The following is a 15,708-nucleotide window of genomic DNA, read 5'->3' on the forward strand; positions in this document are numbered from 1 at the left end:
CTCAATATTGTATTAATCATGGCTTCGAAGCCTTCTTCAACGCCAGCCGGACCAGCGCATCCAAGCTCGCATCCGCCCCCAATTCCTCAACCGCCAAGGCCACGGCGGCCCCCGCCTCTCCGGGTTTGAAGCCCAGATTGGCAAGCGCCGACAGGGCATCGCCCGCATGTCCGCCGCCACCAGCCGCAGCCGCCAATTTTGCCCCGCCGCCAATTCCGGCAAGCGCGCCGACCTTATCCTTCAATTCATTGACAATCCGGCTGGCGAGTTTCGGACCAACGCCATTGGCGCGCGCGACCATCGCGGCGTCGCCGCTGCCAATCGCAAGCGCGAGATCCTGTGGTTCGATGGCGGACAATATCGCAAGCCCCACCTTGCCGCCCACGCCTTGCACCCCAGTTAAAAGGCGGAACCAGTCGCGCTCTTCGCGGGTGGCAAAGCCGATCAGGCGCATGTCATTTTCGCTGACCTGCATTTCGGTGAATACGGTGGCGAAATCATCGGTCTTGCCAAGCGCCGCCAACGTCCGCGCGCTTGCCTGTACCAGATAGCCGACGCCATTTACGTCGATAACCAGATGGTCAGCGCTTGTTTCGTCAATCCGGCCATATAGCTTTGCGATCATGTCCGCCCCTTCATGCCAGATGGTTAGCCTGCCAAAAGTTCAAGGGCAAGAAAAAGAGAACAAGAAGTGAACTAGCCCCGCATATGATGCGCGTGGGTAATCGCCACGGCCAGGGCATCGGCGGCATCCGGTCCGGCCAGTTTGAGGCCCGGCAGCAATATGCGGAGCATTGCCTGAATCTGATCCTTGTCGGCCTTGCCCGTGCCCACGACCGATTTCTTCACCAGCCGCGCGGCATATTCGGTGACGATAACCCGCGCCTTGGCCGCCCCGAGCAGGACGACCCCGCGTGCCTGACCCAGCTTCAATGTCGTCTGCGGGTTTTTGTTCACGAACACTTCTTCGACCGCCACCGCGTCGGGACGGAAGCTGTCGATCACGGCATTCAGCTTGGCATCGAGCAGCAGCAGGCGGTTGGCCAGCGGCAATTTGGCGTCCGTTTCAATCTCGCCATTGTCGATGTGGGAAAGGCGGTTGCCTTCCTTGCGAATAACGCCCCAGCCGGTCGTACCCAGGCCGGGGTCAAGTCCGAGGATGATCATAGTCGAAATCCGTTCGTGTCGAGCGAAGTCGAGACAGCGATCGGCCGTGCGCGGTCTAGCGGCATCTCGACTGGGCTCGATGCGAACGGTACTGGGTGCTTAGCCAAGCTTCGCCATGACCTCGTCGGACATGTCGTAATTGCCCCAGACCGTCTGAACATCATCATCGTCTTCCAGCGCGTCGATCATTTTCAGCAAGGTCGCGGCATTGGCTTCGTCAACTTCCACGAGGATTTGCGGCTTCCAGGCAAGCTTCGCGCTCTCGGCCTCGCCAAGGGTTGCCTCGAGTGCCTTCGAAACTTCGTGCAAACTATCCATCGCAGTCCAGATGCTGTGTTCGTCTTCGCCCGATTCCACGTCTTCGGCGCCTGCCTCAAGAGCAGCCTCGAACACATGGTCGGCATCGCCGACACTGGCGGGATAGGTGATCAGGCCCATACGGTCGAACCCGTGGCTCACCGCACCTGACGCACCCAGATTGCCGCCATTCTTGCTGAATGCCGTGCGTACATTCGTCGCCGTGCGGTTGCGGTTGTCGGTCAGCGCCTCGACGATGACAGCAACGCCGCCGGGGCCATAGCCTTCGTAGCGCACCTCTTCATAATCTTCGCCGCCGGCGGCATTCGCCTTGTCAATCGCGCGCTGGATATTGTCCTTGGGCATTGACTGCGCCTTGGCCGCGTTGACCGCCAGCCGCAGGCGCGGGTTCATGTCGGGATCCGGCATCCCCATTTTCGCCGCTACAGTGATTTCGCGGCTCAATTTGGAAAATTGGGCCGAACGTTTCTTATCCTGCGCGCCTTTGCGATGCTGGATATTTTTGAATTTACTATGGCCTGCCATGGCTCTTTTCTTTGAAGCTAAAGTGAAGTGAAGGCGCGCCCTTACAACAGGGACGGGGGCAAGGGCAAGCGGGGCGCTTAACCCAGCTTCACCGCTGTGCCCGATGCGGTGACCATCAACATCGAACCTTCCTTGCCCAGCACCTCATAATCAAGGTCGATACCGATCACAGCGTCCGCACCCAGATTGCGGGCTTCGTCGGCCAGCTCGGCTAGCGCCGTCTGGCGGGCGTCACGCAGCGAGCTTTCATACGCCCCCGACCGTCCGCCCACAATGTCGCGGATGCCGGCGAACAGATCCTTGAAGATATTGGCGCCCACAATGACTTCGCCGGTAACCACGCCGAGATATGCGCGAACGGGTTGGCCTTCAATGGTGGAGGTGGTGGTCATCAGCATAAGGAATCTCGCTCCTGAAATTTAAATAGGATTTTTTCGCCTCTGATCATTGGCCTAACTCGATGTCAGCCTCAAGTCTTGAGCAAAGTTAAATTGCAATTTTCTTGATCGAATGGTTGGGGAAGGGTCGGAGGTATAAAATGATGATCAACAACGACTTAAGACAAACATTTTGCGGAGTTTTGGGATATGATGCCTTAGAGGCAATGATAAAAATGGAGACGAATGACAACCAACCGGCGCGGCGCGATTTCGTGCGATCCGCTTTTGCCGCAATTGAAGGCTGGCTATGGTTGTATCGACAAAACATTCAGGAAATGGTGGCTTCAATCCGCGGACTGACGCCATTGGAACGATCCGCATTTGAAGAAAAAAGTTTTAGCATTAGCGAAACTGGCAAACTCAAAGAGCAAGAGAGATTTGTTCCCCTAGCGGTCATGTTCCGTTTTGTTGTCAAACTAGCCGAGAAGGAGTTTGGCGAACGGCTCATCGATTTTTCATCCGCGGACTGGCAAAATTTTAGACATGCAATCCGCATCCGAAACCGTATTACGCACCCCAAGACCAGTGAAGATCTGAATTTGTCAAAGAAAGATATCGAACTTGTAAGGGGTGCGCTTTTATGGACATTTGCTAATGTGGTCACTGGGAGTGAGCGAGCTCAGCTTGCCTTGACCAATCATGTCGGTTCTATGCGAGAAGTTTTAGACGAACTGGCAACCGGCAACCCCGAGACAATAGCTCTGTATCAGTCTGTTCTATCAGGCGTCAGCTGACACCATCAATTTCAAGCTTACGCCAATCCCAAAGCCGACTTATAAACGTCGAGAAGTGCTTCCATCTCTTGGCGATCATCATTGCTCATTTTGCGCAGCTTCAATATTTGGCGCATGATTTTTGTATCGTAACCTTGACTTTTAGCCTCAGAAAAAACGTCGCGAATATCGTCAGAAATTCCCTTTTTCTCTTCATCCAAACGCTCAATGCGCTCCATAAATAGGCGCAGTTGTTCATTGGAAACAGCGGCATCTGCCATAATATTCTCCTGTTAGTTGGGTGAGTGCCGATGATTGTCGGCGGCCCGAATCAGATTGGCACCCGCTTAATGCGACGCTGCGTTCTTCGCTATGCTTTCCTGCATCAGTTGCAGCTTTTCCGGCGTTGCTTCGCTCTGGTAGCGGGCCTTCCATTCTGCGGCCGGCATGCCGTGGATCAGTTCGCGGGCCTCGTCCTTGGTGAAGTTGCCATTGGCCTCCATCACCCAGTCGGCCAAGCAGTTGCGGCAAAATCCGGCTAGGCCCATCAGGTCGATATTTTCGGCATCATGCCGGTGCTGCAGATGCGCCACCAGGCGGCGGAATGCAGCGGCGGCGGCTTGGTCGGTCAATTCTTTCATCGGTGAATACCTATTCTTCGTTCGCGAAGGCCTTTCGCCTTGATTCCCTTGTGCTATAGCTCGTCAAATTACATTTTCCAGCCAACGGAGCGGATGCTTGACACAATATTCGAAACCACGTGCCCGCAAGGTCCGAATTCTTGCCACTCTTGGCCCCGCCAGCGACACGCCGGAAATGATCGAAAAACTGTTTCTTGCAGGTGCCGATGCCTTTCGCATCAATATGAGCCACGGTGAGCAGGCGGACAAGGCAAAGCTTGTCGAGCATATCCGCGGGCTGGAAAAGAAATATGGCCGCCCGACCACAATATTGGTCGATTTACAGGGACCCAAATTACGCATCGACAAGTTCGCCGACGGTAAGGTTGAGCTGAAAACCGGATCAAAGTTCACATTGGATGCGGATAAAACACCCGGCAACGCAAACCGCGTATACCTCCCGCATCCCGAAATTTTTGCTGCCCTCGAACCACAAACCCGGCTTTTGCTGGACGATGGCAAATTGGTATTGCGCGTATTGACGGTTGCGCCGCAAAAAATTGAAACAATGGTCGAAGTCGGCGGCATGTTGTCTGACCGCAAGGGGCTGAATGTCCCTGATGTGGTGGTGCCTGTGGCTGCGCTGACCGAAAAAGACAGATCCGATCTTGCCTTTGCCGTGTCGCAACATGTCGACTGGATCGCCATGTCCTTTGTGCAGCGGCCCGAAGATGTGGCCGAGGGCAAGAAGCTGATCGGCGGCAAGGCGGCTTTGTTGGCAAAGATTGAAAAGCCGGCGGCCATTGGGCGGCTCGAAGAGATTCTGGAGCTGGCCGATGCGGTGATGGTGGCGCGCGGTGATCTGGGCGTCGAACTGCCGCCTGAACAGGTGCCGCCGTTGCAGAAACGGATCGTCAGCACCGCACGGCGGATGGGCAAGCCGGTGGTCGTCGCCACGCAAATGCTCGAGTCGATGATCACCTCGCCGTCGCCAACACGTGCCGAAGTGTCGGACGTGGCGACGGCGATTTATGACGGGGCGGATGCGATCATGCTGTCGGCTGAAACCGCCGCAGGGGCCTGGCCCATTGAGGCAGTGTCGATCATGGACCGGATCGCGATGCAGGTCGAAAGCGACCCTGACTATCACGCCCGCGTCCAGTTCACCAAGATCCGCGCCGATGCGACCACCGCCGATGCCCTGGCGGCGTCTGCGGCGCAGATTGTGCAGACCATCGATACCAGCGCGATCATCTGCTTCACCTCGTCCGGATCAACCGCGCGGCGGATCGCGCGGGAACGGCCGATGGTTCCGGTACTCGTGCTGACATCGCACATCGCGACCGCGCGGCGGCTGGGTCTGCTCTGGGGCGCGCATAGCGTGCGGACCAAGGACATTGGCAGCTTCGAAGAAATGGTCGCCAAGGGCCGCCGCATGGCGCTGCGCCATCATCTGGGGACGGCGGGCGCGCGGATCATCATCATGGCCGGTGTTCCCTTCGGCACACCGGGCTCGACCAATGTGCTGCACATCGTCCGCCTGACGGGGGATGAGTTGAAGGGGCATTGATCCGATTTTGGGGTGATTTTGCTTAGAAAGGAAAATGGGGTGGGGATTACATTTCCTCTCCCCGACTGCCTTTGCCCCCCGCTTTTAGGGACCTATCTCGGCTAACTCCGGTCACTCTTCCAAATCCAGCGCAGCTCACACCCTAACCCTGAAACAAGTTCAGGGTGACGGTGGATGGGTGGTTCGGATTGCGGTCGAAGGAGCATATTCAGGGTGAACGCAGTTGTGAATTTACGGGTTTGTGGCGGACATTCGCTCTTCTTCTTTTTCCCCTTATTCCTTCTGACGAAAAATTTTCAACATTTCTTCTGGTTCACTGCGCCTGATCAGGCCGGCAGCAACAGGCTGGAATCACCATAAGAGTAAAAGCGATATTCGCTGGCAATGGCATGGACGTAAGCGGCCTGCATGGTTTCGCGGCCCATCAGCGCGCTGACCAGCATGAACAGGGTTGATTTGGGCAGGTGGAAATTGGTCATCAGACCCTGGATGGCCTTGAATCGATAGCCCGGCGTGATGAAGATGTCGGTGTCGCCCGAAAACGCGCTGATGGTTCCGTCGGCGTCCGCCGCGCTTTCGACGAGCCTGAGCGAGGTTGTTCCCACCGCTATGAGACGCCCGCCATATTCGCGAACCTCATTCAGCTTGCGCGCCGTTTCTGCGGGTATTTCACCCCATTCATGGTGCATGACATGTTCAGTGGTGTCGTCGGCTTTGACCGGCAGAAAAGTACCTGCGCCAACGTGCAATGTCAGGGTCGCGGTTATGATACCGGCCGCTGCGACCGCCGCCATCAATTCGGGGGTGAAGTGTAAAGATGCGGTCGGGGCGGCGACGGCGCCGTCTTTTTGGGCAAACATTGTTTGATAATCTTGCTCATCACGCGCGTCGGTCGGGCGCTTGCCCGCAATATAGGGCGGCAATGGCATTGTTCCGGCGCGGCCTAGCAACAATTCAACGGGTTCATCCCCCTGAAAATGCAGCGTAAAGCTGCCATCGTCATGGCGCGTTTCGGCCAGCGCGGTGACGTTCGATCCGAAATCCACAATTTCACCGACGCGCAGGCGTTTGCCATTGCGGATGAATGCCTGCCATCGGCGCAGGTCGATGCGTTTGTGCAATGTCGCCCCTATTTTCGCTGCACCGCGCTTACCTTCCAACTGGGCCGGTATGACACGGGTGTCGTTGAAAATCAGGCAGTCGCCGGCGCGCAGGGCAGACGGTAAATCGCGGACATGGGCATCACGCAGCGCCGCCTGTCCTGAAACAAGCAACATGCGTGCGGAATCGCGCGGGACCGCAGGGCGAAGGGCGATCCGTTCGGGTGGCAAGTCGAAATCAAACAGGTCAACGCGCATATGGCCTGCCCTGATCCCCTGCGCTTACCCTAATCATTCATGATCTGGGGCGCGGCGACCAGCGGCGGGGTGACATTGTCCGCCCCGATGGAAGCCTGCAAGACCTTGCTTGGGCTTTCGGGGGGTTCGCCGCGTTCAATCGCGTCGACATATTGCATGCCTGAAATGACACGGCCGAAGACGGTATATTTGTTGTCCAGGCTGAATCGCGGTTGAAAACAGATGAAGAACTGGCTGTTGGCAGTGTCGGGTTCATTGGTTCGCGCCATGGACACTGTGCCGCGCAAATGCGGGGTTTTGTTAAACTCCGCCTTTAAGTCGGGCAGTTGCGATCCGCCTTGTCCGGTCCCGGTAGGATCGCCGGTTTGGGCCATGAACCCGTCAATCACGCGATGGAATATGACTCCATTGTAAAACCCCTGCCGGGCGAGCGTTTTGATGCGTTCGACATGCATCGGCGCGATTTCGGGAAAGAGCTGTATGGTCACGCGGCCCCCCGTCGACAGATCAAGGTGCAGGATATTTTCAGGCGATGGTGCCTCGGCTACTGCTGGTGCAACAGGGGCTTCTTGGGCGCGCAAATTGGCAGGTAACAGCAGGGTTAAGGCAAGAAAGACAGCGGAAATAGCGCGGGCGAACGGGTAGCAAGCAGACATCAGGATGGGGTATCTCCACAACAAGGTTGCGACGCTATTAACGAAAGCCGCTGTCGCTGTCATGAATGAAATAACACGGCCCGCGGTGGGGACCAGCTAAATACTGAATGCTGATGTTCCGTATAGAAAATCTTGTCTGGTCGATTTATCGAATCTGGCCCGGAAATACTGTGGCAAAATTACTACATGCTTTAAAATTTCCCGTCTCGATTCAGCAATTTCTTTGCGCGATGCAGGCTTTTCGGCCAAAGCTAAGGTAACCTAGAGTGGTTTCGTCCGCCGTTTAGCATGCCCGATGCTTGCGGAGTGGGTGAAAATCTGGGGCATTGTACAAGCTTTGCAAACGCGACCCAAGTGTTTGCATCACCCAAATAGCTATGGAGGGCTATGCCGTGAAAACTACACGTATCAGCAATTTGAAATATGCTGCAGCACCGATTGCAATCGGTCTGGCGCTGATTTCCACACCATCGTTCGCGCAAAATGCGGTCGAGGAAGAAGCCAGCGAGGCAATCATCGTCACAGGTTCGCGCATTGCGCGCCCCAATCTGGAATCTTCAAGCCCTATCACTGTTGTAAGCAGTGAAGACATCAAGCTTCAAGGAACCGTCCGGGTTGAAGATCTGTTGAATTCACTTCCATCGGTTTTTGCAAGCCAGGCTTCGACTTTGTCGAACGGTGCGGACGGAACAGCTTCTGTCGACCTTCGCGGTCTTGGAACAAGCCGTACATTGAGCTTGGTCAATGGCCGTCGCCTTCTTCCTGGCGACCCTAGCCCAACAAGCGGTTCGGCTGCGGATATCAATATCATTCCGGCCGCTATTCTAAAGCGCGTTGAAGTGCTGACCGGTGGTGCCTCGTCGACCTATGGTGCGGACGCTGTTGCAGGTGTTGTCAACTTCATCATCGATACAGATTTCACCGGTATTCGTTTTGACGGCCAGTACAGCCTGTTCCAACACAATAACCGGAACAAGTTGTTGCCACCCTTGCTCGATGCGCGTCAGGCGCAAGGCCTTGCCGGCTATGGCTATCCTGAAGGAAGCGTGACCGATGGTGGCGCGTTTGATGGCACGGTTTCCATCGGCAGCGGCTTTGACGGTGATCGTGGACACGCAGTGGTCTATTTCGGCTATCGCAACGTAAAGCCTGTTGTTCAGGCAAATCGTGACTACAGCGCCTGCGTTCTTCAGAACACCGGCGGTGGCGCGAACCAGTGCGGTGGCTCTGCAACTTCACCCGAAGGCAATGTCCTTGTTTTCGATGGCGGCACTTCGACCTTTTATTCGTTCGCACCAGGCGGCGGGTTCAACAATGCGGCAACGCGGTTCAACTTTGCCCCGACAAATTTCTTCCAGCGTAACGACGAACGGTACACTGCGGGTCTTTTCGCGAATTATGAAATCAATGATGCCATCAAGCCTTATATGGAATTCATGTTCATGGACGACAGAACCGTCGCCCAGATCGCGCCATCGGGTAACTTTGGCAACACATTGACGATCAACAGCGACAACCCGCTGATTTCGGCAGCCCAGCGTGCGGTCATTTTCGACAATGAAAACCTCATTAACGGCTTCCTTGGGACATTCCCGCTCGCCGTGGGTGCGCCATACAACCCTAATCCGGGCGCCGCTCCAATCAACTTTATCGACCCGACAACGGGCCTGCCGTACAACCGGGCCTATTTCCAGTTGCTGCGTCGTAACATTGAAGGCGGTCCACGTCGTTCCGATTTGCAACACACCAACTTCCGCGCTGTTCTGGGCAGCAAGGGCGATTTGGGCAAGGCATGGTCTTACGACGCCTATTATCAATATGGCCGCTCTAATTATTCGCAAGTTTACACCAACGAATTTTCGGTTGCCCGCCTGACCAAGGCACTGGACGTTGTTGCCGGACCAGGCGGCGTGCCAATCTGCCGTTCGGTTCGTGATGGCACCGACCCCAATTGCGTACCGTATAACGTATTTGCAGGTCTGGGTGGCGCGAGCGCCGCTGCAGTCAATTACCTCAATGCAAGCGGTTTCCAAAAAGGTCAGACATCTGAACAGGTCTTTTCTGCTTCGATGACAGGCCTGCTTGGCGAATATGGCGTCAAGGCACCTTGGGCGAATGACGGCGTTGCCATCAACTTTGGTGTTGAGTGGCGCAAAGAATCGCTCGAACTGTTGACCGACAATGCGTTCCAGACAGGCGATCTGACCGGTCAGGGCGGCGCTACTTTGCCGCTATCGGGTGATTTCACCGTGAAGGAATTCTTTGTCGAGGCACAGATCCCCGTCATACAAGATAGCTTCATCCAGGAATTGTCGTTTAACACCGGCTTCCGTTATTCGGATTACAAGACAAGCTCGGGCAATTCCTACAGCACGAGCACCTACAAGATCGCTGCTGATCTTGCCCCTGTCGAAGACATCCGTTTCCGTGCGGCCTATAACCGTGCGGTTCGTGCGCCTAACATTCAGGAATTGTTTGCAACGCCAACAGTCGGCCTGAACGGTTCGGTTGATCCGTGCGCCGGCGTGGTCATCACTGCGGCTGATTTTGGCTGCTTGGCGCAAGGACTGATTGTCGGTCAAACGACAGCAGCAAACCCTGCCGGACAGTATAACGGCTTTGTTGGTGGCAACCCCAACCTGTCACCTGAAAAGGCAACAACCAAGACAATCGGTTTCGTGCTGCAGCCATCGTTCTTGCCGCGCTTTTCACTCACCGTCGACTATTTTGACATCAAGGTTGCGAACGCTATCCGTTCGTTCGGCCAAGATGCCATTCTTGGTGATTGTATCGCAAACGCAACCGCAACATTTACACCCGTTTCATGCGGACTGGTAGATCGTGATGCGGCTGGTTCAATCTGGCTAACCCCAGGTGGATTTGTGAACGATTTGCCAAACAATGTCGGTGAAGTGCAAACCAAGGGCATTGAAATCAACAGTGGTTATAATACCGAACTGGGTAGCCTTGGAACATTGTCCTTCAGCTTTGTCGGAACCTATCTGGATGCCTATAAGGTCGATAACGGCCTGACCCAGCCTTATGACTGCGCGGGCCTCTATGGTCCAACTTGCAGCAAGGGCGGCACCACGGACAGCGGCGCGCCGCTTCCTAAATGGCGTCACAAGGTGCGGACAACATTGCAGATGACCAATGGCATTGGTCTTTCACTGCAATGGCGTCGTGTCGGTAAGGTACGGGCTGAAACGCTTTCGAGCAATCCGTCGCTTTCCGGTGCATTCAACTTTGACCCAGGTCTTCGTATCAAGGCTCAGGATTATTTTGACCTTGCCACGACCGTTGCAATTGGCGACAATTTCAACTTCCGTCTGGGCGTAAATAACGTGCTTGATAAGCAACCGCCATTGGTCACATCAGGAAACGGCAACCGTGCCGGATCCAATTTGTGCCCAACCGGACCTTGCAATGGCAACACCTATCCTGCGACTTATGACGCACTGGGCCGCTATCTCTATGCGGGTATAACACTGGATTTCTAAATCCGGTTTGAAAGTGAAGTTCAGGCGGCCGGCATCACACCGGCCGCCTTTTCTTTTGCCTGAACACGGTCTATTCGACTGTTGCTGAGGTGCCCTGTTCTGCCAGCCTCCAAAAACGGATTGATTGGACTCCATGCTTGACCCGTTAACCGCCGATATTCTCAAAAGGGCGATGGCCGAAGTTCAAAAAGGCAATTTTGGACAGGCAAAGATAATTGCACAGGACGGCCTTTTGCAGTCGGGCGACTTGGTTGCACTGAATGCCTTTCTCGGCATGGTTTTTGCCCATGATGGCGACCTGAAAACTGCATCCGGCCATTTGCAAATCGCGCATCAAGGGCAACCCGGTGACGGCAAAATTGCCCTCAATCTGGTAAGCGCTCTTGTCGAACTGGGCGAATTTCGGGCCGCATTCGACATCGCATCATGGGACCAGCTGCTGGCCGATCCAACATTGCGTATGGCGCGGTATCGAGCATTTTTGGCCCAATCGCTGGAATTATTCCCCGAAGCGGTTCAGGCCTATCAATATATAGTGGCGCGCGCCGAAGATGATTTTGAAAGCTGGAACAATTTGGGCAATGCCTTGCAACCCGTCGGTGATTATCTGGGCAGCGTGCAGGCATTGGAGCGGGCAGTTGCGCTCGATCCGAAGTCTGCGCCGTCGCGGCTCAACCTGGCAGCGGCATATTTTGCTGCGGATCGTCAGGCGGATGCGGAGACCGCCATTCGCGGAGTCATTGCAGATTACCCCGGGACCGCCCCGCCATTTTACGAACTATATCTTTTTTGCAAGCGCGCCGACAGGACGGACGAAGCCATATATGCCCTTGAACAGGCGGCCGGGCTGGACCCTGACAATGCCGATTTTCAGCTCAAGCTCGGCGTCGAATATGGCAATGCATTGAGAACAGAAGAGGCTGAAAAGGCATATCTCAAAGCGATTGCAATCCATGCCGGGTTGGCGGAAGCCTATTTGGGGCTGGCGATCCAATATGAACATATGAACCGCGAAAGTGAATTTTCGCCGCTGATTGTCCGTGCGGAAAAAAATGGGCTGGATGTCGGCGTCCTCGCTTTTCTCCGTGCGCTGGAATTGCGACGGACGGGCGCATTTTTGGAAGCGCTCGACGCGATCGCACATGTTCCGGAAACGCTGGAACCTGAACGCACGGCGCATATCCGGGCCACGCTTCTGGATCGGCTTGGCCGTTCGGATGAAGCATTTGAAGCGTTCGAAACGACGGCAAAACTGCACCAGATGGATCCTTCCGATCCCTTGTCCCGCGCGCGCGCGATCCGCGATCAACTGCGTTCCGAGATCGGGTTGCTGACGCCCGAACTTGCATCGACATGGACTGGACCAACTGCCTCAATCGACAGACCCGACCCTGTTTTTCTCGTCGGATTTCCCAGATCGGGTACAACATTGCTGGATACTATCCTGATGGGGCATCCGCACACGACGGTTCTTGAGGAAAAACCGGCGCTGAATCGCGTGGATCATCTGATCGGTGGCCTGCTGGGACTGCGATCGCTTGGCCCGGACGAAGTCACAAAGGCGGTGCAACACTATTTTGCTGAGGTCGATGCGGTAACAGACGATCCGAAAACAAATTTGCTCATCGATAAATCACCCCTTTTTCTGCAAAAAGTTCCGCTTATTCAGCGTCTCTTTCCAAAGGCGCGCTTCATACTCGCATTGCGTCACCCCTGTGATGTGTTGCTCAGCTGCTTTATGAGCAATTTCCGCCTGAACTCCGCAATGGCCAATTTCCTGCGTCTCGAAGATGCGGCGGAATATTATGACCTGACCTTCCGCCATTGGCAAAAATCCTGCCAGTTATTTTCTCCCAATGTCCATGTCATTTCCTATGAACGCATGGTCGAGGACATGGAGTCAGAGGTTCGGCCGCTTTTCCAGTTTCTGGATCTGGAATGGCGTCCGGATGTGCTTGACCATCAACGCACGGCAAAGGCACGGGGGTTGATTACGACCGCCAGCTATTCTCAGGTGACCGAACCGATATACCGGCGCGCATCCGGTCGTTGGCTTCGCTATCGCGATAAAATCGCGCCGGTTTTACCGATATTGCAGCCCTGGATCGATGAATTTGGATATGAGTCGACGACTTAGGCTGGGATGTTGGGGACTGTCCCCTTTTTTGAACCCATTTTGCCCTGCGGCTTCCTTCCTTACCAATCTCGACGACGAAATTTATGCGATCATGGCCTAGGTCAAAACCAACGCACCTTCGCCTTCATCCACCTGCACCGTCGATCCGTCGGGGATTTCCCCGCGCAGCAATTTGTCGGCCAGCGGATCTTGCAGATAGCGCTGGATCGCACGTTTCAACGGACGTGCGCCATAGACCGGGTCATAGCCCACCCGCCCCAGCCACGCTTTCGCCTTGTCGGTCAGCGCCAGCTCGATCTTCCGGTCCTTCAGCAATTTCTGTACCCGCTTGACCTGAATTTCCACAATCGGTGCCATATGTTCGGCGGCGAGACGGTGGAACAGGATGATCTCGTCCAGACGGTTCAGAAATTCCGGCCGGAAATGGCTGCGGACAATTTCCATGACTTGGGGTTCGACATCTTTCACATCCTGACCGTCCTCCAGCCCCGCCAGATACTGGCTGCCCAGATTGGAGGTCAGAATGATGAGCGTGTTGGAAAAGTCGACTGTGCGTCCCTGTCCATCGGTCAGACGCCCATCGTCGAGCACCTGCAACAGGATGTTGAACACATCGCTATGCGCTTTTTCGACCTCGTCAAACAGCACGACCTGATAGGGTCGCCGCCGCACGGCCTCGGTCAGCACGCCGCCTTCTTCATAACCGACATAGCCCGGAGGCGCTCCGACGAGACGCGATACGCTATGCTTTTCCATGAATTCGGACATGTCGATGCGGACCATGGCATTGTCATCGTCGAACAAGAAGCTCGCCAGTGCTTTGGTCAGTTCGGTCTTGCCAACGCCCGTCGGGCCTAAAAACAGGAACGACCCCAGCGGACGGTTCGGATCCTGCAACCCTGCGCGGCTGCGGCGCACCGCCTTGGATACGGCCTCGACCGCATCCTTTTGCCCGATCACCCGGCCCCCGATCAGCGCCTCCATATTGAGCAGCTTGTCGCGCTCACCTTCGAGCATCTTGTCTACCGGGATACCGGTCCAGCGGCTGACGACACCGGCGATATCCTGCGCGGTAACCTCTTCGCGCAGCATCGCATTGCCGGCAGCGGCTTCGGCTTCCTCCAATTGTTTTTCAAGGCCTGGGATCGTGCCATATTGCAGCTCACCTGCCTTGGCCAGGTCGCCACCGCGTTGCGCCTGTTCGAGCTCGATCCGCGCAGCATCAAGCAATTCCTTGATCTTGGCTTCGGCCGAAATCTTTTCCTTTTCCGCCTGCCAGCGTTGCGTCAACCCGGCGGACTGCTGTTCCAGATTGGCCAGTTCGTTTTCCAGCGTCGCAAGCCGGTCCTTGGACGCATCGTCGCTTTCCTTTTTCAGGGCCTCGCGTTCAATCTGCAACTGCATGATCCGGCGGTCGAGATTCTCGATTTCTTCGGGCTTCGATTCCACCTCCATCCGCAACCGCGATGCAGCTTCATCCATCAGGTCGATGGCTTTGTCGGGCAGAAAGCGGTCGGAAATATAGCGGTGTGACAAAGTAGCGGCACTGACTAGCGCGCCATCTGTAATCCGCACGCCGTGGTGCAGTTCGTATTTTTCCTTGAGGCCACGCAGGATGGATATCGTGTCCTCTACTGTAGGCTCGCCTACAAACACCGGCTGGAACCGACGTTGCAGCGCGGGGTCTTTTTCGACATGCTTTTGATATTCATCAAGCGTTGTCGCGCCAATGCAATGCAATTCGCCGCGCGCGAGGGCAGGCTTGATCAGATTGGCGGCGTCCATCGCGCCTTCGCCCTTACCCGCGCCGACCAGCGTGTGCATTTCGTCGATAAACAGGATGATGTCGCCCTCGGCCTGCTTGACCTCGTCGAGCACGCCTTTCAGCCGCTCCTCAAACTCACCGCGATATTTCGCACCGGCAATCAGCGAGCCCATGTCGAGCGAGAGCAGCTTGCGATGCTTCAGGCTGTCGGGCACGTCGCCATTGGCAATGCGGAGCGCAAGGCCTTCGGCGATGGCGGTTTTTCCGACACCGGGTTCCCCGATCAGCACAGGGTTATTCTTGGTCCGACGGGCCAATATCTGGATGGTCCGGCGGATTTCTTCGTCGCGTCCGATGACCGGGTCCAATTTGCCGGCGCGCGCCACTTCGGTCAGGTCGCGGGCAAATTTCTTCAGCGCGTCATAGCGGTCTTCGGCACCGGCGGTATCCGCCGTGCGTCCACCGCGCAGTTCGTTAATCGCGCCGTTCAACCCTTCGGCATTCACGCCGGCCGCCGCAAGCGCCTTACCCGCCGCGGTCGTCGTGGCAAGGGCCAAAGCGAGCAGCAGACGCTCGACGGTGACATAGCTGTCGCTTGCCTTTTGCGCGACCTGCTCGGCTGCGTCGAGCACGCGCACGGCGTCATTGTCCAGACCCGGCGTCTGTTGCGCGCCACCGCCGGACACGGCGGGCACTTTGGCCAAGGCCGCATCGGTTTCGCGCAGCGCCGTAGCCGCATCGCCGCCTGCCGCCTTGATAAGGCCGGACGCCATACCCTGTTCATCCTCCAGCAGCGCCTTGAGCAAATGCTCCGGGCTGATCCGCTGATGGCTCATTCGGATGGCTACGGTCTGCGCGCTCTGCAGGAAGCCCTTGGCGCGGTCGGTAAATTTTTCGAGATTCATGCCTTCATTCCATCTTTCTCAATTGCTTCCCCAC

At 56.1% G+C, this 15,708-nt stretch carries 13 protein-coding genes; 4 read left to right on the top strand and 9 right to left on the bottom strand.

The features are described 5' to 3' along the window. Window positions 1–16: 16 nt before the first annotated feature. From ruvA to EUU23_RS13670, 4 genes are all read right to left on the bottom strand, one after another. A complete protein-coding gene (gene ruvA, locus EUU23_RS13655; RefSeq protein ID WP_160354594.1) occupies window positions 17–625 on the bottom strand; it encodes a Holliday junction branch migration protein RuvA in 609 nt (202 codons plus the stop codon). 71 nt (window positions 626–696) lie between these two features. Beyond that, complete coding sequence (ruvC, locus tag EUU23_RS13660; protein ID WP_160354595.1) at window positions 697–1,167, bottom strand: crossover junction endodeoxyribonuclease RuvC; 471 nt, start codon at window positions 1,165–1,167, stop codon at window positions 697–699. Between the two features lie 99 nt (window positions 1,168–1,266). After that, window positions 1,267–2,010, bottom strand: coding sequence for a YebC/PmpR family DNA-binding transcriptional regulator (locus EUU23_RS13665; protein ID WP_160354596.1), 744 nt, complete (start codon window positions 2,008–2,010; stop codon window positions 1,267–1,269). A gap of 77 nt (window positions 2,011–2,087) precedes the next feature. After that, a complete protein-coding gene (locus EUU23_RS13670; RefSeq protein WP_160354597.1) occupies window positions 2,088–2,408 on the bottom strand; it encodes a heavy metal-binding domain-containing protein in 321 nt (106 codons plus the stop codon). A 140-nt stretch (window positions 2,409–2,548) separates the two neighbouring features. Here EUU23_RS13670 and EUU23_RS13675 point away from each other — a divergent pair, with 140 nt between their 5' ends. Further along, window positions 2,549–3,184: a hypothetical protein gene (locus EUU23_RS13675; RefSeq protein ID WP_160354598.1), complete on the top strand. Its 636-nt coding sequence runs from the start codon at window positions 2,549–2,551 to the stop codon at window positions 3,182–3,184. A 17-nt stretch (window positions 3,185–3,201) separates the two neighbouring features. Here EUU23_RS13675 and EUU23_RS13680 read toward each other — a convergent pair whose 3' ends face one another. Both EUU23_RS13680 and EUU23_RS13685 read right to left on the bottom strand, forming a co-directional pair. Next, window positions 3,202–3,444: a DUF2312 domain-containing protein gene (locus EUU23_RS13680; RefSeq protein ID WP_160354599.1), complete on the bottom strand. Its 243-nt coding sequence runs from the start codon at window positions 3,442–3,444 to the stop codon at window positions 3,202–3,204. A 66-nt stretch (window positions 3,445–3,510) separates the two neighbouring features. Further along, entirely contained in the window at window positions 3,511–3,804 is a 294-nt protein-coding gene (locus tag EUU23_RS13685) for a DUF1244 domain-containing protein (RefSeq protein ID WP_160354600.1), read from the bottom strand. A 97-nt stretch (window positions 3,805–3,901) separates the two neighbouring features. Between EUU23_RS13685 and pyk the strand changes: the two genes are divergently transcribed. Continuing rightward, complete coding sequence (gene pyk / locus EUU23_RS13690) at window positions 3,902–5,353, top strand: pyruvate kinase (RefSeq protein WP_160354601.1); 1,452 nt, start codon at window positions 3,902–3,904, stop codon at window positions 5,351–5,353. Window positions 5,354–5,679: 326 nt separating this feature from the next. On the opposite strand, the gene queA is transcribed toward pyk, so the two are convergent. After that, window positions 5,680–6,711 (bottom strand): tRNA preQ1(34) S-adenosylmethionine ribosyltransferase-isomerase QueA, encoded by a 1,032-nt coding sequence (queA, locus tag EUU23_RS13695; protein ID WP_160354602.1) that lies wholly within the window; start codon window positions 6,709–6,711, stop codon window positions 5,680–5,682. A 29-nt stretch (window positions 6,712–6,740) separates the two neighbouring features. Beyond that, window positions 6,741–7,367: a peptidylprolyl isomerase gene (locus tag EUU23_RS13700; RefSeq protein WP_160354774.1), complete on the bottom strand. Its 627-nt coding sequence runs from the start codon at window positions 7,365–7,367 to the stop codon at window positions 6,741–6,743. 392 nt (window positions 7,368–7,759) lie between these two features. On the opposite strand from EUU23_RS13700, the gene EUU23_RS13705 reads away from it, so the two are divergent. Both EUU23_RS13705 and EUU23_RS13710 read left to right on the top strand, forming a co-directional pair. Next, window positions 7,760–10,867: a TonB-dependent receptor domain-containing protein gene (locus EUU23_RS13705; protein WP_343032727.1), complete on the top strand. Its 3,108-nt coding sequence runs from the start codon at window positions 7,760–7,762 to the stop codon at window positions 10,865–10,867. A 133-nt stretch (window positions 10,868–11,000) separates the two neighbouring features. Beyond that, entirely contained in the window at window positions 11,001–13,004 is a 2,004-nt protein-coding gene (locus EUU23_RS13710) for a tetratricopeptide repeat-containing sulfotransferase family protein (RefSeq protein ID WP_160354604.1), read from the top strand. Between the two features lie 96 nt (window positions 13,005–13,100). Here EUU23_RS13710 and clpB read toward each other — a convergent pair whose 3' ends face one another. Then, on the bottom strand, window positions 13,101–15,674 hold the full coding sequence (gene clpB, locus EUU23_RS13715) for an ATP-dependent chaperone ClpB (RefSeq protein WP_160354605.1): 2,574 nt from the start codon (window positions 15,672–15,674) through the stop codon (window positions 13,101–13,103). Window positions 15,675–15,708: the final 34 nt, after the last annotated feature.

It is taken from the genome of Sphingorhabdus profundilacus, assembly GCF_009769755.1.
In the GTDB taxonomy this organism is placed as follows: Bacteria; Pseudomonadota; Alphaproteobacteria; order Sphingomonadales; family Sphingomonadaceae; genus Sphingorhabdus_B; species Sphingorhabdus_B profundilacus.